This is a genomic window from Bacteroidota bacterium (assembly GCA_013360915.1).
GTDB lineage: Bacteria > Bacteroidota > JABWAT01 > JABWAT01 > JABWAT01 > JABWAT01.
In genome coordinates this window covers 1-23,553 of the sequence record JABWAT010000027.1, presented here as the reverse complement: position 1 = coordinate 23,553, position 23,553 = coordinate 1, and the positions used below count along the sequence as shown (strand labels likewise).

At 50.4% G+C, this 23,553-nt stretch carries 12 protein-coding genes and 1 rRNA gene; 8 read left to right on the top strand and 5 right to left on the bottom strand.

The features are described 5' to 3' along the window. Nucleotides 1–88 (top strand): 5S ribosomal RNA (gene rrf, locus HUU10_14990); the annotation flags it as partial. A gap of 320 nt (nucleotides 89–408) precedes the next feature. Here rrf and HUU10_14985 read toward each other — a convergent pair. The 4 genes from HUU10_14985 to HUU10_14970 form a co-directional block, all read right to left on the bottom strand. After that, the gene (locus HUU10_14985) at nucleotides 409–3,453 is read right to left on the bottom strand and encodes an efflux RND transporter permease subunit (protein ID NUQ82908.1); all 3,045 of its coding nucleotides are present in this window, start codon (nucleotides 3,451–3,453) and stop codon (nucleotides 409–411) included. Nucleotides 3,454–3,462: 9 nt separating this feature from the next. Beyond that, nucleotides 3,463–4,518, bottom strand: coding sequence for an efflux RND transporter periplasmic adaptor subunit (locus HUU10_14980; GenBank protein NUQ82907.1), 1,056 nt, complete (start codon nucleotides 4,516–4,518; stop codon nucleotides 3,463–3,465). A 20-nt stretch (nucleotides 4,519–4,538) separates the two neighbouring features. Next, the gene (locus HUU10_14975; GenBank protein NUQ82906.1) at nucleotides 4,539–5,861 is read right to left on the bottom strand and encodes a TolC family protein; all 1,323 of its coding nucleotides are present in this window, start codon (nucleotides 5,859–5,861) and stop codon (nucleotides 4,539–4,541) included. Between the two features lie 103 nt (nucleotides 5,862–5,964). Beyond that, nucleotides 5,965–6,585 carry a TetR/AcrR family transcriptional regulator gene (locus tag HUU10_14970; protein NUQ82905.1) on the bottom strand — a complete coding sequence of 207 codons (621 nt, stop codon included), beginning with the start codon at nucleotides 6,583–6,585 and terminating at the stop codon, nucleotides 5,965–5,967. Between the two features lie 404 nt (nucleotides 6,586–6,989). Between HUU10_14970 and nifJ the strand changes: the two genes are divergently transcribed. Together nifJ and HUU10_14960 are read left to right on the top strand one after the other, a co-directional pair. Next, nucleotides 6,990–10,592, top strand: coding sequence for a pyruvate:ferredoxin (flavodoxin) oxidoreductase (gene nifJ / locus HUU10_14965; protein ID NUQ82904.1), 3,603 nt, complete (start codon nucleotides 6,990–6,992; stop codon nucleotides 10,590–10,592). Between the two features lie 59 nt (nucleotides 10,593–10,651). Then, the gene (locus tag HUU10_14960; protein NUQ82903.1) at nucleotides 10,652–11,644 is read left to right on the top strand and encodes a dihydroorotate dehydrogenase-like protein; all 993 of its coding nucleotides are present in this window, start codon (nucleotides 10,652–10,654) and stop codon (nucleotides 11,642–11,644) included. Nucleotides 11,645–11,652: 8 nt separating this feature from the next. Here the strand turns inward: HUU10_14960 and HUU10_14955 are convergent, their stop codons facing one another. After that, nucleotides 11,653–12,459, bottom strand: a complete 807-nt coding sequence (locus HUU10_14955) for a hypothetical protein (GenBank protein ID NUQ82902.1) — start codon at nucleotides 12,457–12,459, stop codon at nucleotides 11,653–11,655. Nucleotides 12,460–12,573: 114 nt separating this feature from the next. Here HUU10_14955 and HUU10_14950 point away from each other — a divergent pair, with 114 nt between their 5' ends. The 5 genes from HUU10_14950 to HUU10_14930 all read left to right on the top strand — a co-directional run. Next, a complete protein-coding gene (locus tag HUU10_14950; protein ID NUQ82901.1) occupies nucleotides 12,574–16,137 on the top strand; it encodes a tetratricopeptide repeat protein in 3,564 nt (1,187 codons plus the stop codon). A 6-nt stretch (nucleotides 16,138–16,143) separates the two neighbouring features. Further along, nucleotides 16,144–17,877, top strand: a complete 1,734-nt coding sequence (locus HUU10_14945) for a hypothetical protein (GenBank protein NUQ82900.1) — start codon at nucleotides 16,144–16,146, stop codon at nucleotides 17,875–17,877. A 3-nt stretch (nucleotides 17,878–17,880) separates the two neighbouring features. Then, nucleotides 17,881–19,425 (top strand): acyl-CoA carboxylase subunit beta, encoded by a 1,545-nt coding sequence (locus tag HUU10_14940; GenBank protein NUQ82899.1) that lies wholly within the window; start codon nucleotides 17,881–17,883, stop codon nucleotides 19,423–19,425. After that, entirely contained in the window at nucleotides 19,425–21,056 is a 1,632-nt protein-coding gene (locus HUU10_14935) for a LysM peptidoglycan-binding domain-containing protein (GenBank protein NUQ82898.1), read from the top strand. Before HUU10_14940 ends, HUU10_14935 begins: the two co-directional genes overlap by 1 nt. A gap of 365 nt (nucleotides 21,057–21,421) precedes the next feature. After that, on the top strand, nucleotides 21,422–23,553 hold a 2,132-nt coding region (locus HUU10_14930; protein NUQ82897.1), incomplete at its 3' end, for a DUF1939 domain-containing protein.

Below are 23,553 nucleotides of genomic sequence, written 5' to 3'. Positions count from 1 at the left end.
CCTCTTCCCATTCCGAACAGAGAAGTTAAGTCCTGCCGCGCCGATGGTACTGGGTCCACACACCCGGGAGAGTAGGTCACTGCCGGCTTTTTTTTTATCCCCTTCGCAAAGGGAAAACACATTTCAGTCCTCCCTGCTCCTTCCCCTCTTCTGATTCCTTCTTCATTACACATCTGCGTAAGAATGTTCTCATCTTTAATCCGTTTATCCGGATGTCCATCCGTTCATGTCCTCTTTCCTCCTTAAAAAAGGGTTTTCTCCTTTCTTCACTTTCAGCTCTCTGGTGCCTGACCACTCTTATTCTGACCGGACCACAACCACCATTCCAATGCGCAGGGCACCAAATAAAAAGGGCACGCCGGATTGACGTGCCCCATTGCATTATAAGCTTTGTACGGATTTATTCATTCATTTCAGTGCAATGTCGGGCGGTAATAGCTTATACATCACCGGGGTAACAATCCGGCTCAGGAAGGTAGAAGTGATTAATCCGCCAATCAGAACCAGAGCCAGGGGTGAGTATAGCGGATTGAACTCAATAACCAGGGGCATCAGGCCGCCAATGGCGGTCATCGATGTTAGCAAAATGGGCACAAACCGCTTTTCACTGGCTTCCCGGACGGCCTGGTCCATTGGAACACCCTGCTCCCGTAATTGATTGGTAAAATCAACCAATAAAATAGAGTTTTTGATTTCAATACCGGCAAGAGCGATAAAACCAATCACCGCCACAAAGCTGAACGGTTGTCCGAAAATCAGTAAAGCCAGAATAGCCCCGATCATTCCCAGCGGAATCACCGACAGAACAATCAGCGAACTGCGGAAAGAGCCGAATTCCAGTATCAGAATGCCGATGAAGGCAAACAGGGTAAACAAAACAATCAGTCCGATGCCACCAAAGGACTCATTTGCACTCTCCACTTCCCCGCCGGCATTCCAGGAATAACCCGTGGGAAAAGGAAACCGGGCCAGGGTATCCATTAAAATGGTATTGATGTCATTGGCTAAAAACCCACTGGCAACCTGTGAGGAAACCGTTACATACCGGACCTTGTCATAATGCCGGATCTGGTTCGGTGAAGTTTCCATTTCCACAGTCGCCACCATGTTGAGCGGATAGGACTGTCCTGTCAGGGAACTGACGGTCAACCGGTTGAAGACAGTAAAATCAGCCTCGGCTCCCTTTCGCGCTGTTAACAAAATATCTGTATCATCATCAAAAGGAGTTTTAAAAGTACCAGCCGATAATCCGGCCAATCCCAGCCGGACTGTGCGTTCAATTTCTGCGGTGGGAATGCCAAGAAAACCAGCCTTTTCATAATTGATCCGGATGGCAAGATCGGTCTTTTGGCCCGAGACCGGATTGTTTACATAAATGGTACCCGGAACAGACCGCATGATCGTCTCCAGATCACGAGCCAGGTTTCTGAGCGTGTCGAGATCATCCCCTAAAATTCTGAAGGCCACGGGCGCATCCACCGGAGGTCCCTGCTCATAATCGAAGACCTTTATTTTCGCGTTCGGATAGAGGCTGAAAACCTGTCGCAGGCTGTCAATAATCCCGGTTTTCCGGTCTGAGTTGGTATCCTTCGTCAGTTTAATCACCAGTTCTGCATAATTGGCCGATTCCCCTTTGGGAATCACATTGTAGTAAATGGTCGGATTGCCACGTCCCACATTACTGGTCACATACTTCACCTCATTCAGTTTAAGCAGCTCAGCTTCCACATCACGGGTCACCCGGTCGGTTTCAGCAAGTGCAGTGCCTCTCGGTGTTTCCACTTCGATTCTGAATTGGGGCCGCTCTGATTTTGGGAACAGGGAAAACCCGACCCAGGGAATCAAAGATAAACTCCCTGCAAACAGCATTCCGGCAATGGCCAACGTCCAACCCGGACGCTGAACAGCCCGATCCAACCAGACGGAATATGAACCGGAAATGACCTTCTTTAACCCCTTCATGAAAATGTTTCCTGACGGATCGGGGTGGTTTTTAAGAATACGGCTGGCCAGAAAAGGTACTATTGTCAACGCGACCAGCAGAGAGGCAAAGACAGTGGTCACCACGCCCATGGGCAAGGAACGGATAAAATCACCTGCTGCTTCGGGAAGAACCATCAGAGGCAGGAAGGAAACAATCAGAATAGCGGTGCAGCCAATTACGGCAAGCGTGATCTGCCCGGTTGCCTTTATAGCCGCTTCAGTGCGAGAATACCCTTCACGCATCCACCGTTCTATGTTTTCAATGACCACAATGCTGTCATCCACCAATATACCCAACGCCACAATCAATCCCACAATACTTAACTGGTTGATGGTATAACCGAACAGGTAAAGAAGAGTCAGTCCAATAGAAATGGAAAGCGGAATAGAAATCATCACCACCACGGCTGCCCGGAAACCCAGGGGGAGCAAGGTGATGGAGACCAGCAGAATGGCAATTCCGAAATCGATGGCAAAGCGGTTCAACCGCTCACTCACACTCTCTGACTGATCAAAATTGTGAACAAAGGCAATGGTTTCGGGTAGCTGATCGCGGAAAGATTCCAATAACGGCTGGTAAGCAGCTTTAACTCCGGTGATATTCTCTCCTGACTTCATGGCAGCTGTTACCAGAACGGCTCTTTTTCCATTCAGGCGCACGATGTGTGAACGGGTTGCATCTTCCATTCCGATGGTGGCGATGTCCTTCAGGTAAGTCACGGTTTTTCCGTCTGTGCGGATAATGGTGGATCCCAACTCCGCGATGGACTTGTACTTACCACTGGTTTTGACATTAAAACGACGGGTGGCCATGTCCACAAATCCACCTGGAATACTGACATTTTCAGATTGAATGGCGGCCATAACCTGGCTGACCGGAATGTTCAGGGACCCCATTTTTTCAAGGTTCAGGGTGACCTTAGCCTGTGGTTCGGGATAGCCCCAGGAACTGACCAGTTTTAATCCTTTGACCATTTCCAGGCTTTTTTCGAGATCTTCCGCCTGTTTTTTTAATTCATTCCACGAGGCAGTTTCAGAAACAAGCGCCACCTGCAGAATATTCACACGGTCCGGTGTCATTCTGGCAATCTCAAGAGGGAGAATGCCTTCGGGCAAGGTTTGCTGAATGGCATTGAGTTCCCTGACCAGTTCCTGATATTTTTCATCCGGATCAGAACTGTATTTGTATTCCACAAAAATGGCAGCCAGTCCATCATCAATATCGGTGGTCACCCGTTTCATGTCATCGAGTTCCATCAGGCGCTTTTCGATGGGGTCCACGACCAGATCCTCGACATCAGCCGGACTTGTACCGGGATAAATAACCGTCACCAGAAACTGTGGTGCTTTATACTCCGGATCCTCTCCCCGCGGCATGGTGAACAAGGAGTATATCCCGATGGCCAGTACCATCAGGAACATGACCAGCATGAACTGGTAGTTTTTTACAGAAAATTCGGCAAGTTTCATAAGGATGTATTATTGAATGATGGAAATGAAAGAGGATTCGGTGAGAAAGGGTGAACCAGCCGATACAACCTCACTGATGCCGGAAAGTCCGTTTGCAACCCAGGCGAATTCGTTGTCTAACTGAGAGAGCGTCACCGGCACTTTTTTCACCCGTCGGCCATCACTGAGGGGAACGTAAACGAACGCCTTTTTCCCATTGCCTTCCACAATGGCCCCGAGGGGAATGCGTGTGACCGGTTGGCGGCTGATTACCGGACGAATTTCGGCAGTGGCAAACATGCCGGGCGCAGGGGTGAGGTGGTTGGTCCTGATCCGGACGTCAACCGGGAAACGACCGGTAACGGGATCTGAACCAGCAGCTTTCCGGACCACTTCACCTTCAAAACGCACCTCAGGCCAGGCATCCAGAAAAACCACCGCCTGCTGGCCGGGTTGTAAAATGGCCCAATCCTTATCAGAGACTGATGCTTTAATCACCCAATCGGATTTATTGGTTGATGTGGTCAGCAGAACAGGGATTCCCGGACCGGCCATTTCCCCTTTATTCATGAGTTTTCTGACAATCTGACCGGAATAGGGGGCACGAATGACGGAAAACGATTCATTGAAGCCTGCAATGGTTAAATCGCGTTTGGCCAATTCAAGAGCCGTGGTTACGTTCTGAAGCTGTTCGAGGGTGGCTGCGTTTTCCTGATACAATGCAGATACCCGATTAAAATCTCTTTCCGCCTTCCCCACCGCGATGGTTGCCTGAGCTACCAGTGCAGAAATTTCCGTCAGATCAAGAGTGGCCAGACTCTGGCCGGCTGTGAAATGATCCCCTTCACTGACCAGGATTTCCCGGATTATCCCACCCGTTTTAAATGAAAGGGCCGCTTCGGAATCTGAACGGATGGGTCCGGAAACCACCACCAGCGGGCGCAGGGTATCTGCCACCACCTGACTGACCTTTACCGGAACCAGTTCGTCCTGGTTCTGGATTTCCTGTGCATCACTCTTGGTGCAGGCGTTAAATCCGACCAGAAACACCGGCAGCATAAGTAATTGATAAAAACTCGTTTTCATTGATTGCTCCCTGTCTTTTATTAATTAAGTCCAATAGCCAGTTTCAGTGCTGCTTCGCGGATCTGGACCTCATGGCGCGACACCGATTCATTCAGGCGGGCTGTTTCCAGCCGGGTTCGTGCATCATTCAGTTCTATAAACAAAGCCTGCTGCTGTCTGTATTTTTTCAGAACGATATCCAATTGTTTTTCAGCTGCTTCCCTTCCCGAGGCGGCTGCTTTTCTTGCTTTTCTTGCCGTGTTCAGGTTTTCGGCCGCCTGGATCACTTCCAGTTCGATCTGGCGACGGATCTCCTCTGACCTGACGCCGGCCTGATCAAACTGATAAGCCATTTCCTGCCTTGCGGACCAGTCCTTCCCCCCTGAAAACAGATTCCATTTCAGGTTCAGAACCACCATCCAGTATTCCTGTTCAGCGTTAAACCTGTAAGTATTTCCCTGATACCCAAAGTCACCGATGACCGTCACCTCCGGAAGAAGAAGCGTGGATAGGGACAGATTTTTCTGATGCCCGGCCACGGCGGTCATCAGCGCTGTTTGTCTGATCTCGGGGCGGTTTGCCTTTGCATTAAGTGCCAGATCGGATAGAGCCGGAACCGACACAAAGGACTCTGTGAATACCGTATCGGCCAAAATTGGCTCATTCAGGGGCCGGTTCAACAGAAAATTGAAATAGGAGCTGGCCACTGAAACCTGTCCGGTAGCTTCGGCCAGCTTTGCCTCCAGACTGGCGATTTCGGCATCGGCGGCAAACAGAATGTCGATTGTAGCCATTCCCTGACCGACCTGTGATTCGTTCACCTTCCTGAGATCCTGCATCAGGGCCAGATTCTGACGGTATATCGCTTCCGCCGCGACTCCCTTCATCCATTGATGCCAGGCCGAGATCACCTCGAACTGGACCGCATTGGCGGCAGCCTGACGTTCAGCGGCCTTTATGGCAGAAAGCTCTGATTGAATCTGATAGTTAAACCAGATGCCCGCATTAAATACCGGTTGGGTCACCCTGATTCTTGAATCCTGAAAATCATTTGGCAGCAATTGTTCACTGACATTTTTGATCTGCGGGAAGCCGGAAGTTCCGGTCAGTTGATTCAGGGTGGAATAAACCGGATTCAACAGTGTTCCCACCGGAATGTTGATGGACCGGCCACCATCCGCCCTGGTATAGTCACTCATCAGGGTCAAATCCGGGAAGAAAAGAGCCCGCGCCTGGCTCAGTTTCTCTCGGGCCTGCTTTTCTGATAACTCGGCTTGTTTGAGCATCAGGTTCGACTCAAGAGCCTGACGCACATACGATTCGAGCACCATCTGGGCCTTAAGCACCAGTGGACTTACAGTCATCAGTATTATTAACACATACTTCATAATAATCGCCTTTTATTTGATTAACAGTGTTCACTATCAATGCATAAAAAAACCGGTACCCAGCAGGCCCGGTCTTTAATTAAAGTCCTCTTAAAACGTTTTTGAAATAGGTAAAGGCCTGCAGGACTGATTCCTCGGCGGTAACCCCGGCTTCAACATCTTCCATCATTTTTTTCCGGCGGATGTAGACCGTCATCAGCCCATGCATGAAGGAAAAGACCAGTCTTGAGATATTCAGAGCATCGCCGGATTTAAAATAGCCGGCCGCAATGCACTCACTGATAATCTGGTACAATGCCTCCCAGCTGCGATCACCATGTCCCCACTCTTCACAAACCTGCTGGCTTTTCATCGGGGCTTCCATGAGAAACATCAGATCATACAATTCAGGGTTTTTCATTGAAAAGTCTATGTACCGCTGCCCAAGCTGAACCAAACGCTCAAAAGGGTCGGTGACCGAGTCCAATCCGTACATGGTTTCAAAAAAGTGCTTAAAGGCCTCATCATGAATGGCAAAGAATAATTCATCCTTGTCTGCATAATACAGATAGATGGTGGCCGGACTGTATTCGATCTGTTCTGCAATTTTCCGGAGGCTGGTTTTTTCGTATCCCTCTTCGATAAACATGCGGGTGGCCGCCTGAAGAATCAGGCTCTTCATTTCCTGCCGTTCCCGGTCTTTTCTCTCTGCGATTCCCATACTCACCCTCATTAAACATCACAATATTACTGAACGGTGTTCATTTTGTCAACTATATTCATTTCAACTGGTCTTTGATACAGAAATATTTGTCGATTTAATGGTATTTATATCCTTTTATCATCTATCTTGCAACTCGGTTAAAAGTACATTAGGAAAGACCTGTTATAATAGTATTCTAACCGAAAAACCGCGTTTTGGCAGTGTCAACAATTTAAAAAAGTCCGGCCCGGTTTTACTTTGCCGACCATGAAAACAGGTGTGTTTCGAACCAAAAAAGCATCGGATATTGTCGGAGATTGGAACGTTCGATTCCCGCAGTGTCCCCACTCGACCCACCCATTACCCGGCCAAAACCAGCCTCGGGAAACAGACAACGATATTACAAACGTAAGGACTGATGCATGAAAAGGAAGATGGTTACCATTGATGGTAACGAAGCCTGTGCCTATGTTGCTCATAAGGTGAATGAAGTTATTGCCATTTACCCGATCACACCTTCTTCCACCATGGGAGAACTGGCAGACGAGTATTCGGCCAAGGGTCAGAAAAATATCTGGGGAACCGTACCGAGCGTAACGGAAATGCAAAGTGAAGGCGGCGCTGCGGGTGCCGTTCACGGAGCACTTCAGACCGGTGCACTTACCACCACCTTTACTGCTTCACAGGGCCTTCTGCTGATGATTCCCAACATGTATAAAATTGCCGGTGAACTGACACCGACCGTTTTCCATGTATCAGCCCGGTCACTGGCGGCTCAGGGACTTTCGATTTTCGGCGATCACAGTGACGTCATGGCCACCCGGCAAACTGGCTGGACCATGCTTTGCGCCAACAATCCGCAGGAAACGATGGATTTTGCCCTGATCACCCAGGCATTGACTCTTGAATCACGGATTCCGGTGATTCACTTTTTCGATGGATTCCGTACCTCGCATGAAGTATCAAAAATTGAACAGCTGACTGTAGAGGACATGAAGTCGATGATCAGTGATGAACTGGTGAACAATCATCGCCGGCGTGCACTGACCCCTGATTCTCCCGTCATGCGCGGAACCGCCCAGAACCCGGATGTTTACTTTCAGGGCAGAGAAACGGTCAATCCCTACTATTCAGCCATCCCGGGAATCACCCAAAAACTGATGGACCGGTTTGCCGGATTGACCGGCCGGAAATACCAGTTATTTGACTATACCGGTGCGCCTGATGCAGACCGCGTGATTATCATGATGGGATCCGGTGCCGAAACCGTGGAAGAAACCATTCACTGGCTGAATGCACGGGGGTCCAAACTTGGTTTAATCAAAGTCAGACTGTTCCGGCCATTTTCAGCAGAGCATCTGATCAGAGCCCTGCCTGCCACCACAAAATCGATTGCTGTTCTGGACCGGACCAAGGAACCCGGTTCGGCCGGCGAACCACTTTATCAGGATGTGTTGGCTTCGCTGATGGAAAGCATGGCTTCCGGGACCCTTCCCTTCACCACTTTCCCCAAATTCATCGGCGGTCGTTACGGACTTTCCTCGAAGGAATTTACCCCGGCCATGGTGAAGGCTGTCTATGATGAATTGGGTAAGGATAAACCCAAAAACCACTTCACCATCGGTATTCATGACGATGTCGGGCATACCAGTCTTGAATGGGATCCTACCTTTTCTACAGAACCGGCAGACGTTTTCCGGGGACTGTTTTTCGGTCTCGGGGCCGATGGAACGGTAGGAGCCAATAAAAACTCCATCAAGATTATCGGAGAGGAAACCGACAATTTTGCACAGGGTTATTTTGTCTACGATTCAAAAAAATCGGGATCCATGACAACGTCCCACCTGCGTTTCGGAAAGAAACCCATCCAGAGTACCTATCTGATTACCCGACCAACTTTTGTAGCCTGTCATCAGTTCAATTTTGTGTACCGGATCAACATGCTGTCTCAGGCAGAGACCGGCTCTATTTTCCTGCTGAACAGTCCGTTCGGGAAGGATGAAGTCTGGAATCAGATTCCCGGCTGGATGCAAGCCCAACTGATTGAAAAGAAAATACGTTTCTATGTGATTGATGCTCTGGAAGTTGCCAAAGCCACTGGAATGGGTGGTCGCATCAACACCATCATGCAGACCTGTTTCTTTGCCATCTCGGGTGTTCTGCCACGCGAGGAAGCCATTGCAAAAATCAAGGATGCGGTCAAAAAGACGTACGGAAAAAAAGGGGAGGACATCATCCGGCAGAATTTCGAGGCCATTGATCAGACATTGGCCAATCTGTTCGAGGTGACCGTTCCTGCTTCGGTAACCAATCCATCAGACCGTTTACCTGTGGTTTCTGACCTGGCACCCGACTTTGTCAAATCGGTGACCGCGGTGCTGATGTCGGGGAACGGAGATGATCTGCCGGTCAGCAAAATGCCGGCGGATGGAACCTGGCCAACGGGAACCACCCAATGGGAAAAACGCAACATTGCGACCGACATTCCGGTCTGGGATCCCGATACCTGTATTCAATGCGGTAAATGCGCGCTGGTCTGTCCGCATGCAGTGATTCGGATCAAAGCTTACGGAGAGTCCTCACTGAACGGTTCCCCATCCACTTTCAAATCCACCGTTGCCAAGGGCAAGGAATTTGATCAGGGAACCCGGTACACCATTCAGATTGCACCGGAGGATTGCACCGGATGCGAACTTTGTGTGGAAGTCTGCCCGGCCAAAAACAAATCGAATACCAGCCTGAAAGCCATCAACATGGCACCACAGGCTCCGCTGGTGACCGAAGAGCGTAAAAACTGGGACTTCTTCCTGTCTATTCCTGAATATGACCGGTCGCGTGTCAATGCGGCAACCGTCAAAGGAAGCCAATTGCTTCAACCCTTATTCGAGTTTTCAGGAGCCTGTGCCGGTTGCGGTGAGACTCCCTATCTGAAACTGATTTCCCAGTTATTTGGCGACCGGATGGTGATTGCAAATGCCACCGGATGTTCGTCGATTTACGGCGGAAACCTGCCCACCACCCCATGGACCCGAAACGCCGATGGACGTGGCCCCGCCTGGGCCAATTCCCTGTTCGAAGACAACGCCGAGTTCGGACTGGGGTATCGGCTTAGCATCGACAAGCACAGTGAATTTGCCCGGGAACTGGTGGTCCGGCTGAAGGATCACTTAAACGGAGAACTGGTCAGTTCGCTGTTATCGGCCGATCAAACCGATGAGCCCGGAATTTTTGCTCAGCGTGAGCGGGTCGGTCAGCTCAAAGAAGCCCTGAAAACCATTCAGCATCCCGATGCTTCCCTTTTGGTTGGTCTTGCTGATTATCTGGTTAAGAAATCGGTGTGGATTATCGGTGGTGACGGGTGGGCTTATGACATCGGTTATGGCGGTTTGGACCACGTGCTCGCCTCGGGACGGAATGTGAATATTCTGGTTCTCGATACCGAGGTCTATTCTAACACGGGAGGCCAGATGTCCAAATCAACTCCGATGGGTGCCATTGCCAAGTTTGCAGCGGCCGGCAAACCAACGGGGAAAAAGGATCTGGGACTGATTGCCATGAGTTATGGCAACGTCTATGTGGCCAAAATTGCCATGGGTGCCAGTGACGTTCAGACAATTAAGGCCATTCAGGAAGCGGAACGTTATGACGGGCCGTCTCTGATCATTGCCTACAGTCACTGCATTGCTCACGGATACAACCTCAAGTACGGCATGCAACAGCAAAAGCTGGCCGTGGAATCGGGTCACTGGCCGTTGTTCCGGTATAACCCTGTTCTGGCTGAAGAACACAAAAATCCGTTCCAACTCGATTCAAAGGCACCAAAAGTTCGTCTCGAAGAGTACATCTATAACGAAACCCGGTATAAGATTCTCACCAAGATGAATCCTTCCATTGCCAAACAGCTGCTGGATCAGAACCAGAAGGAAATCAAAGCCAGATGGAAACACTACGAGCAGCTCGCACGGGAGGAATTTGCTGAACCAGGTATGCCCGGGCCATTGCCGCCTGTGAATTCGGGCGATTAATAAACGGTCAACATTTATACTGACGAATAAGAATTAAGGATTTGGTGAAGGAACCCACAATGAAACTTACCACCACCTACATGGGAATCCGGCTTAAAAACCCGTTGGTTGCCTCGGCTTCCCCGCTTTCACATGACATTGCCAAAGTCAGACAACTTGAAGATGCGGGCGCATCGGCGGTGGTCATGTACTCTCTTTTCGAAGAACAGATTGTTCATGACAACAAAGCCCTGGATCATTTCCTGACGCAGGGAACCGACAGTTTTGCGGAAGCTCTGGATTATTTTCCGGAACCGGATGAATACCACAACCGCGATGCCGAGGATTATCTGAATCAGATCATCCGGCTGAAAAAGGCGGTGGATATTCCCATCATTGCCAGTCTGAACGGAATTTCGGCTGGCGGATGGACCAGTTATGCCAAGCGGATGGAAGAAGCCGGTGCGGACGGATTGGAACTGAACATCTATTACATTCCGACCGATCCCTATCAGACCAGTGCGGATGTGGAAAATCTTTATCTGACCGTGCTTCAGACGGTAAAAGCCTCGGTCCGGATACCGGTTTCAATGAAAATGGGGCCTTATTTCAGCTCCTTTGCAAACATGGCCCGACGTTTGGATGAAGCAGGAGCCGATGCGCTGGTTCTGTTTAACCGGTTTTATCAGCCGGATATCGATCTGGAAAATCTGGAGGTAGTACCTAACCTTCAATTCTCTTCCTCTACCGAATTAAGACTACCGTTGCGTTGGCTGGCCATCCTTTACGGACACCTGAACTGCAGTCTCGGAGCCACCACAGGCGTTCATTCGGCCCAGGATGTGATTAAACTTCTGATGGCAGGTGCCGATGTGACCATGATGACCTCGGCTCTGATGAAGAATGGAATCGGAAAGATCAGTGAAATCCTTCATGAACTCGAGCATTGGATGAACGAGCATGAATATGAATCGGTCGATATGATGAAGGGCAGCATGAGTTACCGGAATGTCAGAGATCCGCAGGCATTCACCCGTGCGAATTACATGAAAACCCTTCAATCAATAAAATAACCCCTCATTCAGCCAAGTTGCCCTTTTAACAAATCCATGGTCTGGCGGTGAACCAATACCGGTTCTCCGCCGACTTTGGCCTTATAAACCACTCCCTCTGTCAGAAGCAGTTTAAGAACGCCATCAATTTCCGGTTTATCAGCCAGCTTTTTTAAAGCCCGCTGAAGTTTTACCGGACTGACATACAAATTTGCCCTGATCAGGCCTTCCAGAATGGGTTTTAATCCGGATGGAGAGGGCTGAATGGCAGGCATGGAACCAAGCGCATCGGGCAACGATTGATACAAATTCCCTTCAATGGCAGAAAAGCCGGTTTTATAAATCTGCATTCCCAACTGAAGGTTATACAGATACAGGTCGATGCGCTGAAACAAATACGGAACCGACCGGGCCATTTCCCTGATTTGTTTCTTTGAAGCCGTTCCTTCCTGACGAATAAACTCAAGGACCCTGGTTTCATGTTCATCGGAAGGACCTGCAGCGGCTTTATACTGATACAACAATCGGAAATCCCCGGGAGTGATCAGAACCGATGTCGACTGTATCAGCGGATACTCGATCAGTTTGCCGGTATAAACATAGTCACGGCTGAAGGATTCAAACAGGGTTTCGTACTGTTTTGCCAATCTGGGATATTCAGCAATAAATACAATCTCACCCTTAACGGCTGACACCAGATCGGGAAGGATGGCCGTATCGGAGGGCAACATCAATGAATAATGATGATCGGATACAAAGCGGAAAAGGTCTTCGGGAGTCTGAATGGTTCTGTTTCCATCGAGATTCAGCCACCGGAACCATGCAATCTGTTCCACCTGAGGTACTGTTCCTTGAAACCCCTTTTTCAGAATCGTATTTTTCAGTTTGGTTTTTAAAATACTGCTTGTGACATCCAGGCTCATCAGTCCCCTCACTTAATCAGGATGACCATGGGTAGGTCCACCCTTTCTGTGTTATTGCTTTTCCTGAGTGCAGGTTTTCTGCACGCTCAGGACCATCCGGCCGGCACCCAATTGTTTCAATCGGGTCGGCAGCTCTTTATCCAAAAAAACTACTCCCGAGCTATACAACAACTGAATGAGGCGTTAAGTGCCGATCCGACCGCGGGTTACCAGCCAGATGCCCGGTTGCTCCTCACACGCGCCTATCTGGAAACCAGTCAGCCGGAACCAGCCCGCCGTGAAGCAGAACGGCTGATCAGAGAGTTTCCCCGGTTCAATGGTCTCGATTCCACATGGTATTACCGGGCGGAAGCCACCCATCGTCTGGGGCAACCCGGGGCTGCCGCGGATTTATGGGAATTGACTGCAAGCAACTATCCACTCAGTCCCTTAAGTCCGGTCTCACTGCTGAAAGCCGGCAGGATTCAGAAGGAACTTCAACAGTTTGATCAGGCCAGACGGATTTATCTGCGGCTGATCAATGACTACCCGAATGTGCCCGAGCAACTGGAAGCACAATCGGATCTTGGTGAACTCTTATACTTTCTGGATGAATTCGAGGCCGCCCGGCAGCGGTTTCAAAGCATTGTGAATCATCCGAAGGCAACACCAGCTGCCATTCAGTCCGCCAGGCTGAGGCTGGCCGAAATCTATCTGAACCTGAAGGATCCCGGTTCGGCTGAAAACAGTCTGAAAAACGCCACCATCACCGAGGCCTTCAGGAACCGGTTCGAGTTTGTCACCGCTCAGATTTTCATCCAGCAAAATCAGTGGGAAAAGGGATTACCGCTTGCAGAATCGATCCTGGCGAAAGACCCACCCGATCCTGCGGTATATCCCCGTTATGCCTTTCTGATGGCACGAACCTACCGTCGGCTGCAAAAGTATTCCCAAAGCATCGACTGGTATCTGAAAATACTGCCGGTATCCCGATCGGAGCAGAGACAGTTCACTGCACGGGTTGAGGCGGCGTCTGTATTGGTTCAGGCCGGCGACACCGCACGTGCATTGTCACTGATTTCGGAAGCAAACCGGTTGTATCCCGGACAACAAACCCCGCAATCCCTGGTTCTGGAAGCCCGTTTAACCGATTTAACCGGAAAATACGAAACAGCCTTTTCGCTCTACAAACAGTTTCTGGAAATCTACAAGGACCATCCCGAAGCAGACCGGGTCCGGTATGAAGCGGCCCTGCTTGCATGGAACCGGTTAAAATTGCGTTCTCTTGCTATCGACCTGCTCACTCCCCTGATGGTTGGTGATCAGTCCAGTGCCCTGAAGGATGATGCAGCCTGGCTGACCGGTCTGTTGTATCTGGAATCTGGATTTACCGGAGATGCTTTCCGTATCTGGGACCAGTTCCCGAACACGTTCCCTGGTTCAGATTATCAGGCGGCCATCCGGTCGGTGATGGATACACTGACCATCCCTAAACTGAATACCCGGGATTTCACATCCGGGATGGCTGATCTGGTGGCGAATCTGAACCCATCGAACCCAAAGGGAACCATTCACTACGGAATCGGAAAACTGATTTTTTCCACCGGAATTTATCTTTCCACCGCCGCCTCCCATCTGAGAAACAGTCTCGGATCCACCGAATTAAGTCCGGCCCAGCGGGAGGACGCCCTTTACATGCTTGCCATGCTGACGCATGAACTGGGAAATCATGATGAATCGCTCGGACTCATTCAATCCTATCTGCAGCAATTTCCGAATCAGCCCCGAGCGCCAGAGCTTCAGTCGCTTTATCTGGAAATGCGGATTGACCGGGCAGAAACGCGTGAAATCACCGATATTGAACGTCTGATCAGCCTGCACCAGGATCCTGATTTGCGTGCACTGCTTACACTCCGCCTGGCCCTGCGCCGGAGCATGACCGAACAAAATCAGGACCTGATTGCCCGTCTGAAAGCCATTGAGACCACCCGCCTGAAAGATGAAACAGCCGGACAAATTAAGAAGGTTCTTTCAACCCGGCTGGCTGCCGCCGGAGATACATCCGGTGCAATCAGAATCTGGCAGGACCTCAGCCGTTCCGGACTTTCAGCCGATTCTGAATGGGGATTGAGGCAATTGATCGGGTGCGGTCCCGGTTTCTTTCCTGTATTGGAACGGTTTGATCTGCTGACCCGGTATCTGGACCGGTTTTATTATTCCTCAATTGCCGATCAGTTCCGAGTACAATGGCTCGAAACGGCCCTCGAGGCAGGAAAAACATCGGTGGCCGCCGATTGGTGTAATCAGTTTGTTGCCGGAGAGCGCCTGTTTTCCAACGATCAATCCATGGTTGAACTGGCCTATTACACCCGCGCCAGAGCTCTTCAATCAACAGACCCCACTGCTGCCATGAAGATTCTGAGAGAGTATCTTGAAAACTTCCCCGATGGAAAATTCCTCGCAGAATCATACCGGACCATGGCCCTGATCAGCCGCCAGACCGGTGATCTTGAACTGGCAGCTTCCTACTTCAAGCTTTCTAACGTTTATTCACTCGGAAAGACCGGTACTTCACCCGAGATTGCAGACCTGTACTTTTCGAACGGAGACTACCGTCAGGCCATACGTGAATACACCATTCTGATGAATCAGCTGTCTGAGCCCGATCTGACATCGGTCCAGCTGAAAATCACCTCGGCCTATTACCGGTTGCAGAATCCCGGCCTTGCAGAAAAAATGGAAAAACAAATTCTGCAAAAAAGCCCCTCGGTTGATATCAGGGCCGGACTGGCCACCGAAAGAGCCGATTACCTGATTGGCATGCAACAGTATACCGCAGCCATTGCCGCTCTGGATGGGGTGATCAAATCCTTTTCAGGTTCTGTCTGGATTCCCCGAGCCTTGCTGAAAAAATGCAAAGCACTTGAACTGGATGGAAAATCGGATCAGGCCGTGGTCATTTATCAGGATCTGATCCGGGACTATCCCACCAGTGAAATTATCTCGGATGTTTACCTGTCGCTTGGCAATTACTATTTCAGAAAAGAAGCCTTTGATAAGGCCATCACCAATTATAAGATCATTATCGACCGGTATCCGACTCCGGTAGACCGGTTTCAATCGGCTCTGAACAATCTGATCATTGCCAATGAAAAGTATGGGTTCTATGACCGGGCTCTTGAAGATCTGAAAGTTTACATTGATCGGTTTCCGCAGGACCCGGAAATTCTCGACAAGAAAATCAAAGTCGGTATTTTACTTCAGAAAACCGGAAACCATCTGCAATCCATTACCTACCTGTCTCAGTTGCTTCAGGGGACATCCGGCGGACTCAAGGCAGAAATCACTTACTACCTTGGAGAAACCTGGTTTGCAAAAGGGGACTATCTGAAAGCCGTGGAAGTTTTTGCGGAAATCGAATCGATCAAAGGAGCCACCGAACAACTGGACTGGATTACACCTGCCCAGTACATGACGGGACAGGCATGGGAAAAGACCGGCGATCAGAAAAAAGCACTTGATGCTTATACCCGGATTGTGAAAAGACCGGGTGTGGACCCGATCTTTAAAAAGGCCGCTCAAAAGGAAATCAACCGTCTGAAAGGAAACTGAGACCTCATGCCGCTTTCCAAACTGGATCTGCTGATTCCGGCTGCACCTGTTGAACGGGAGATCAGACCCCCATTGACCAGCCTGCTTTCGGGGAAATCCGCATGGACCTTTACGGACCTGGAGTCAGCCGGGCTAGATCCTGACTTCCTTAACCGCATGAAGAATCTGGTGTGGGCCGACTTTCCTGCCGGGAAAGTGGCTGGGCTGGTTCGTGAAACCGGTACCATGGAGGCCCCCGGCATTCCGCTCTTTCTCAGTGGATTGCGCGAGGTGTATCTGAAGAGTCTGCACATCGCGCCTGAAACGGTTATCGGCCTTTTCATCAGACAAAGTCAGATTGATATCCTGTTTAAACTGGCTCCACTGTTGGCAGCGGATTTATTAATCTCCCATGAGACCGGCACCCTTTCCCGTCAACAAATCAGTGATTTTCTGGGACAGATTCCCGGGGATTTTCTGATCAGGGATGTATTAACCAAATACCTTGAACAACGCCCCGATCCGGAATTTCCGGCCGACCGTTTTTTCAGTAACCTCACCCGGATCTGTAAAGCCTGGTGGCAGGAACATGAAGAAGTCGTTCCCGATGTCTATCTGAAGGAGACTTTCAATCAGACCGGCCTTGATAGCATTGACGTCAAGATTCTTACTTCCTTTGTAAGCGGAATACCCGATCCGCTTTATACCGAACGCGTGAGGCGGTGGACCGCGGCTCAGCCGGTTGATTCAATTCTGAGTGCCAGCGATGCAGTTCATGTGGTTTCCGGTATTCTGGTGCCGCCAGTCAGTTCTTCGGTTTCCCTCGATTTCTCACAATCAGAATCCGTCGAGGACCTTCCTGAACAGACGGACATGACCAGTGTTGCTTCGCTGAGTGATTTTCTTACCGAGGCCATCCGTGAGGAAGTCAGGCAAAAAGAAAACGCCGGGTCCGCCCCGGGTTTTGAATCGGTGGAGCCCCACCGGTCCCATTATGAATTTGAACCCGTTCAGGAGGAAACGCCCGCCACTGGTGATCTGATACCGCGGTTTGTTCCGCGTGAACCGGCTGAGGAACCATCCGAAGCCCAGCATTCACCGCCTGTTGATGAACCCATCAGCCTGACTTCTCCTTTTTCAGAAACCGAGGCTCCGGCGGCCGAGTTACAGATTTCTGATTCTGAAGCCACCATTGAACCGGTCGAGGTTGAGCCAGAGCCAGCACCTACCCCCATGACGCCGAAAAGTCTTTTTGACCGGATCATGGAAGAACCGCTTGAACCCGCCCGTTTCGAGGAGGTCAGGCCTGCTGAGACCGCCGATCTGCCGGAGCCAAAACCGGAAAAGAGTCTTTTTGAAAAGATCATGGAATCCGGAGAAACCGTATCACCCGTCTCTGCCGTCAATCTGGATACCCTTCCGGATGCAGAATTGCCCGATGCTCCAGCTATCGAGGAACAACAAGTTCTGATCAAAGCGGAACCGGAACAAGCCGATCTGTTTGTGTCACCTGATTCTGCAGGTCCGGTCCTGCCGGCACTGGAACAAATGATTACTGAAAATCAGGCCCGGCTTTTTATCAGGTATGTTTTCAGAAAAGATGAGCAACGGTTTTTTCAGGCCATTCATGATCTGAATGATCTGACCGACTGGCAAGAGGCCAAAGCCTACCTGGACCGTGTTTTTCATGAGTTTAAGGTTGATCTTTACAGCAATGAAGCACTTGAATTCACCGATATTGTTTACAGCCGGTTTAACTGAGACATGAAAAACTCACTTCAGGATTTATTTGACCGTCGTCAGAAGGCCATGGAAGGCGGCGGTGACAAGCGCATCGCCGATCAGCATGCCAAAGGAAAACTGACAGCCAGAGAACGAATCAGTTTCCTGCTGGATGAAGGATCCTTTCAGGAAATCGGAATGTTCGTGGAGCACCGGTCGACCCATTTCGGACTTGAAAAGCAACGCATTCCGGGGGATGGTGTGGTGACGGGTCACGGCCGGATTGACGGGCGGCCTGTTTTTGTTTTCAGTCAGGACTTTACGGTACTGGGCGGTTCCCTTTCCGAGGCTCATGCAGAAAAGATCTGCAAAATCATGGATCTGGCCATGAAAAACGGGTGTCCGGTGATTGGTCTGAATGATTCGGGCGGCGCCCGTATTCAGGAAGGAGTGGCATCACTGGGCGGATATGCCGATATCTTCCTGCGGAATACCATGGCCAGCGGTGTCATACCACAACTGTCTGCCATTTTAGGTCCCTGTGCAGGCGGTGCGGTCTACTCGCCTGCCATCACCGATTTTGTGTTTATGGTCGAGTCGACCAGTTTTATGTTTGTGACCGGTCCTTCTGTGGTGAAAACCGTGACCCATGAAACGGTTTCTTCAGAAGAATTGGGCGGGGCCTCCACCCATGCAGCCAAATCGGGGGTCTGCCATTTCACATCGGTCACCGAGATGGATTGTTTCGATTCCATCCGGAAATTGTTATCCTTTCTTCCCTCAAACTGCGAAGAAGAACCACCGGTTTTACCCGTCACCGATCCGGTGGACCGAGAGGAGCCCTGGATGAATTCGTTCATCCCCGATTCTGCCACCAAGCCCTATGACATGCACGATCTCATTCTCGGACTGGCAGACAGCCGTGACTTTTTCGAAGTACAGCCCTTATTTGCTCCTAATATTATCTGCGGTTTTATCCGTCTGGGCGGCAGACCGGTTGGGGTGGTGGCCAATCAGCCTCAGGTGCTTGCCGGTGTACTGGATATTGATGCCAGTGTGAAAGCGGCCCGCTTTGTCCGTTTCTGCGACTGTTTCAACATTCCCTTGCTGGTCATGGAAGATGTGCCCGGGTTCCTTCCGGGAACCGATCAGGAGTGGCATGGAATTATCCGTCACGGTGCAAAGTTGCTATATGCATTCTGTGAGGCAACAGTTCCGCGCATAACAGTCATAACCCGTAAGGCATATGGCGGGGCCTACGATGTGATGAATTCAAAACACATTCGGGGTGACTTTAACTTTGCCTGGCCATCCGCCGAGATTGCTGTGATGGGTCCGAAAGGAGCCGCAGAAATCATTTTCAAACGCGAAATCGAATCGGCTCCCAATCCTGAAGAGGTGCTGGAAGCCCGCAGTCGTGATTATCGCGAGAAATTTGCCAATCCGTACGAGGCCGCCAGCCGGGGGTTCATTGATGATGTCATTGAACCGTCCAAGACACGCGCCGTTCTGATCAGGCATTTTGACCTTTTAAAAAATAAAATTGACCACAATCCCCGCAAAAAACACGGAAATATCCCTTTGTAATGATGAGTAAATTCTTTTTCTGGCCTCTCCTTCTGGTATCGCTTTCTGCCTGTCAGTCTGTACAACTCACTCCAACCACCACGGGTGTCGCCGCGCCGGATTCCATCAGTCATCAGGCTGAACCTCCCGGACTGGAATACCCCGGTTTTACCGTGCAGATGGATTCCCTGCTCCGGCAGTACTACTATCAGGTGTCGATGGATGACACGCTGGCGGCCCTTCAGGTTTTACTCGAGATGAAGGAACTCGTGGAAACTGCACTGGATTCAACCGGTGCCGACCGGTTACAATCGGTTGCCCATTCCATCGACTCCCGTGTGGAAGAGCTGACCGATAGCACGGATAGCGCTCAGGTTTCTCTCGAAATTCCATCAGAAACCGACATTGATGCGCTGTCTCTAACCCCCTCAACAGACATTCACCGGTTGCTCCAGGGAATCAATCCCGATTCCACTGAGATTCCGCTGGATATCAATTCGCTGGTGGAAAAGCACATTTTATTTTTTCAGACCAAGGGACGCGAACGATTTGAAGTTTATCTGGACCGGGCTTCGCTCTATTTTCCGGTCATGATGCCGATTCTGATTGAAGAAGGAGCCCCGCCCGAACTGATCTTTCTGACCATGGTTGAAAGTGGGGTGAATCCGCTGGCGAAAAGCCGGGCAAAGGCCGTGGGCATCTGGCAATTCATCAGAGGCACCGGCAAGCTGTACGGTTTACGTGGCAATTTCTGGTATGATGAACGACGCCATGTTGAAAAGTCCACACGGGCAGCCGTGCGCCATCTGAAGGACCTGCGCGATCAGTTGGGGCATTGGCATCTGGCACTGGCAGCCTATAACTCTGGTGCAGGTCGTGTAACCCGTGCCATCCGAAAAGCCAAAGGAAACCGGAACTTCTGGGAAATCCGCCGTTATCTGCCCAAGGAAACCAGAAATTATGTTCCGGCATTCATCGCTGCCACTCTGATTGCCAATGACCCTGAGCGGTTCGGATTCGATGTGCATCCTTACCGGTCCGACTACCAGTTCTCGGAAGTGGACGTCCACGGCAATTTTCTGTTGGCAGATGCAGCTCAGCTTGCCGACACTACCACGGAAGTTGTGACGTTTCTGAATCCGGAACTGACCCAGGGACGCACACCTCCCGGAATGGATAGTTATTCCCTGAGACTACCCGTTACCGTTGCCGAGCGCTTTTCCAAAGCTTACGAACAGTATCCCGATTCACTGAAACAGGATGTCATCACGCACGAAGTCAAACCGGGCGACTCCTTTTCGACCATCACCCGGAAATATGGAATCCGGCAGGATCAGCTTGTTGCACAGAATCCTTCGCTGAAATCGGCCAAAACCCTTCGGGCCGGTACCACCCTGATCATTCCGGTCATTGAGCCGACCGGAGGGACCATGCTGTACAGTGACATTGCCCATTACGGTCAGCGCGGTTCTGCCGGAATCAAAATTCCCGGAACCGGCCCTTCCATTACCTACCGGGTCCGTTCGGGAGACACACTCGGTGGAATTGCTGAAAAGTACCGGGTCTCGGTTACCAAACTGAAAAACTGGAACGGCTTATCGGGCAGCCGGATCTATGCCGGACAGAAACTGACCATATACACCGGCAAGTAGGAAAACCACTTCCACGCCTTCTTTCCAAAACGCCTCAGATCGTGTGATTTAAAGCACAGAACCATCGATGAAGTGGAAGTTCTTCCACTTCTTTTTACCTGCTTCCACCATCTCCTACCCGTCACATTCATACACTATTTGTGAGAAGAGTCACCACCAGGATCAGGCAAAAAATTCTAATAAATGATCTAACTAATTGTTTTTATTCATCTTATGCGCTTTTTACAAAAGCGATATATTGTCATTTTTAGTGACATCTCTTGACATGAATAAAAACACCTCCTACCTTCTCTCTTAGCAACTGGAAGCGCTTGTATTTTTTGGACAAGTCACCAGTGAAAGAAATAAACAAGTGGGAGGATACGATGAAACGATTGGTTACGATGATGCTTCTGGTTCTGGGCCTTGCCGGTTCTTTGACCGCACAGGACAAGACCATGTTACAGGGATTTTACTGGGATGTGACTCCCGGTGGTGTATGGTGGGATCAACTGGCCGCCAAAGCCCCGGAACTGAGTGCAGCCGGATTTGACATTCTTTGGATTCCACCGTTCTATAAAGGACAAAACGGGACCTTTGATGTCGGATATACCCCGTATGACTATTATGATCTTGGTAATTATAATAGTAAGGGCGGCGACAATTTCAACGATGGAAATACGGTTGAAACCCGTTACGGAAGCAAGACCGAACTGAAAACCATGATCAATGCCTACCATGCTGTCAGCATGCAGATCTGGGGCGACATGGTATTGAATCACCGGTCTGGTGGTACTCTCGAAGCCAATCCGTACACCAACAGCAATACCTGGACCAAATTCCCTCTTTCCAAAGGTTCAGGCCGTATTGCACACTCATCCAACGGATACAATAACTACTATCCGAATGCTGCTGTGAATCCCGGCAATACCGGCGATTTTTACAGCGAAGATCAGCTGGGCGCCCGCATGAAAATGTATACCAACTGGTTCGCCTATGATGTGGCCCTTCACAATGGAAGCGGCGGAAACCTTCCCATGGGTGATTCCCTGATGGTTTGGGGTGACTGGGTTACCCGCGAACTCGGCCTGGATGGATATCGTTTTGATTTCGTAAAGGGAATTCACCCTGAGTACATGAAACGCTGGCTGAATTACGGTGCCATGCGCGGTAAACCTTCGGTTGGTGAGCATTGGGATTCCGCTCCTGCCGCACAGGAATGGCTGCGTCAGACTTCTTCCGGAATTTCCTACAGCGGTTCGGGCGGACCTGTTGATAAAGCCCCCGGCGCTTTCGATTTCGAACTCCGTTACCGCTATCAGGACCTTTCCAATGGCGGCGACGCCTATGATGCCCGCTGGGCCTTGCAGGATGCCGGTCTTCACCGGATTTATGGCATTCCTTACGAAAAAATCTGGTCCTTCATCGAAAACCACGATTTCGACCGGATTAACTGGGAAGGAAAAGTCACCATTGATGGCCACAATCCGATTACCAATAAAAAGAACCTTCTCTATGCCCACATGCTGACCCTGCCAACCAATGCGCAGATCTGGTATCATGATGTGTATCGGTATGGCATGAAAGATGAAATTTTCAAACTGGTACAAATCCGCAAACAATTCAGCAATGGTGCGTACACCATTCTGTCCCGTGATGGAAGTCCGGTATGGACCAACGCCGGAGATGATCCCAAGCAAATGTATGTGGCTCAGCGCGGCGGTATCGGTGGTAAAACCGGTCTCATCGTTGCCATCAACAAGCACAGTTCACGTAATATCACCGTTTGGGTTACCACCCAATGGCCCGGCAAGACCCTGAAAGACATTACCGGTCGCCACACCAATACCATCACCGTTATGTCTGATGGCCGTGCTCCGATTAACTCTAACGCCAACTCTTATGCCATCTGGGTTCCCAGTGATTACAACCTCGGACCAGCGGATCCTGAAATTGCCATTTCACCGGTTGGCGGAAGTGTTTCCGGACCTGTTACCGTCACTCTGACTCCCTCAAGCGGCCGTGCACCTTATACCGTGTATTACACGCTTGATGGAAGCGATCCTTCAACCAGCGGTACCCGCCTGACCTATACTGCTCCGTTCTCTGCCAACCCAACGGTGACCGTCCGTGCCGTTGCCGTGGATGCCGATGCCAAAAAGTCGGTTGTAAAGAGCGAAACATACACCCTGGTTTCTACATCCTTCACAGTCCGGTTCAAGAAACCGACCACCTGGGGAACCAACGTGAATGTCCACTATTGGAATAAGCTTCCCGGCGGAACCGCCAGCACCTGGCCGGGCGTTGCCATGACAGCCGAAGCCAACAGCTGGTTTAAGTACACCTTTACCGGCACCACCTCGACCAATCTGCTCTTCGTAGATCCAGCAAACACCAGCAATAAAACGGTCGATCTGAGCCGTTCTTCTGATGGATGGTATAAAGACGGTGCATGGTATACCTCGAATCCGGATAACAACCCACCGGTTCTGACCGTCAATCCGGCCAGCCAGACCAG

Coding starts and splice junctions, on each gene's coding strand:
- HUU10_14985 (NUQ82908.1), bottom strand. CDS start 3,453: ATGAAACTTGCCGAATTTTCTGTAAAAAACTACCAGTTCATGCTGGTC.
- HUU10_14980 (NUQ82907.1), bottom strand. CDS start 4,518: ATGAAAACGAGTTTTTATCAATTACTTATGCTGCCGGTGTTTCTGGTC.
- HUU10_14975 (NUQ82906.1), bottom strand. CDS start 5,861: ATGACTGTAAGTCCACTGGTGCTTAAGGCCCAGATGGTGCTCGAATCG.
- HUU10_14970 (NUQ82905.1), bottom strand. CDS start 6,585: ATGGGAATCGCAGAGAGAAAAGACCGGGAACGGCAGGAAATGAAGAGC.
- nifJ (NUQ82904.1), top strand. CDS start 6,990: ATGAAAAGGAAGATGGTTACCATTGATGGTAACGAAGCCTGTGCCTAT.
- HUU10_14960 (NUQ82903.1), top strand. CDS start 10,652: ATGAAACTTACCACCACCTACATGGGAATCCGGCTTAAAAACCCGTTG.
- HUU10_14950 (NUQ82901.1), top strand. CDS start 12,574: ATGGGTAGGTCCACCCTTTCTGTGTTATTGCTTTTCCTGAGTGCAGGT.
- HUU10_14945 (NUQ82900.1), top strand. CDS start 16,144: ATGCCGCTTTCCAAACTGGATCTGCTGATTCCGGCTGCACCTGTTGAA.
- HUU10_14940 (NUQ82899.1), top strand. CDS start 17,881: ATGAAAAACTCACTTCAGGATTTATTTGACCGTCGTCAGAAGGCCATG.
- HUU10_14935 (NUQ82898.1), top strand. CDS start 19,425: ATGATGAGTAAATTCTTTTTCTGGCCTCTCCTTCTGGTATCGCTTTCT.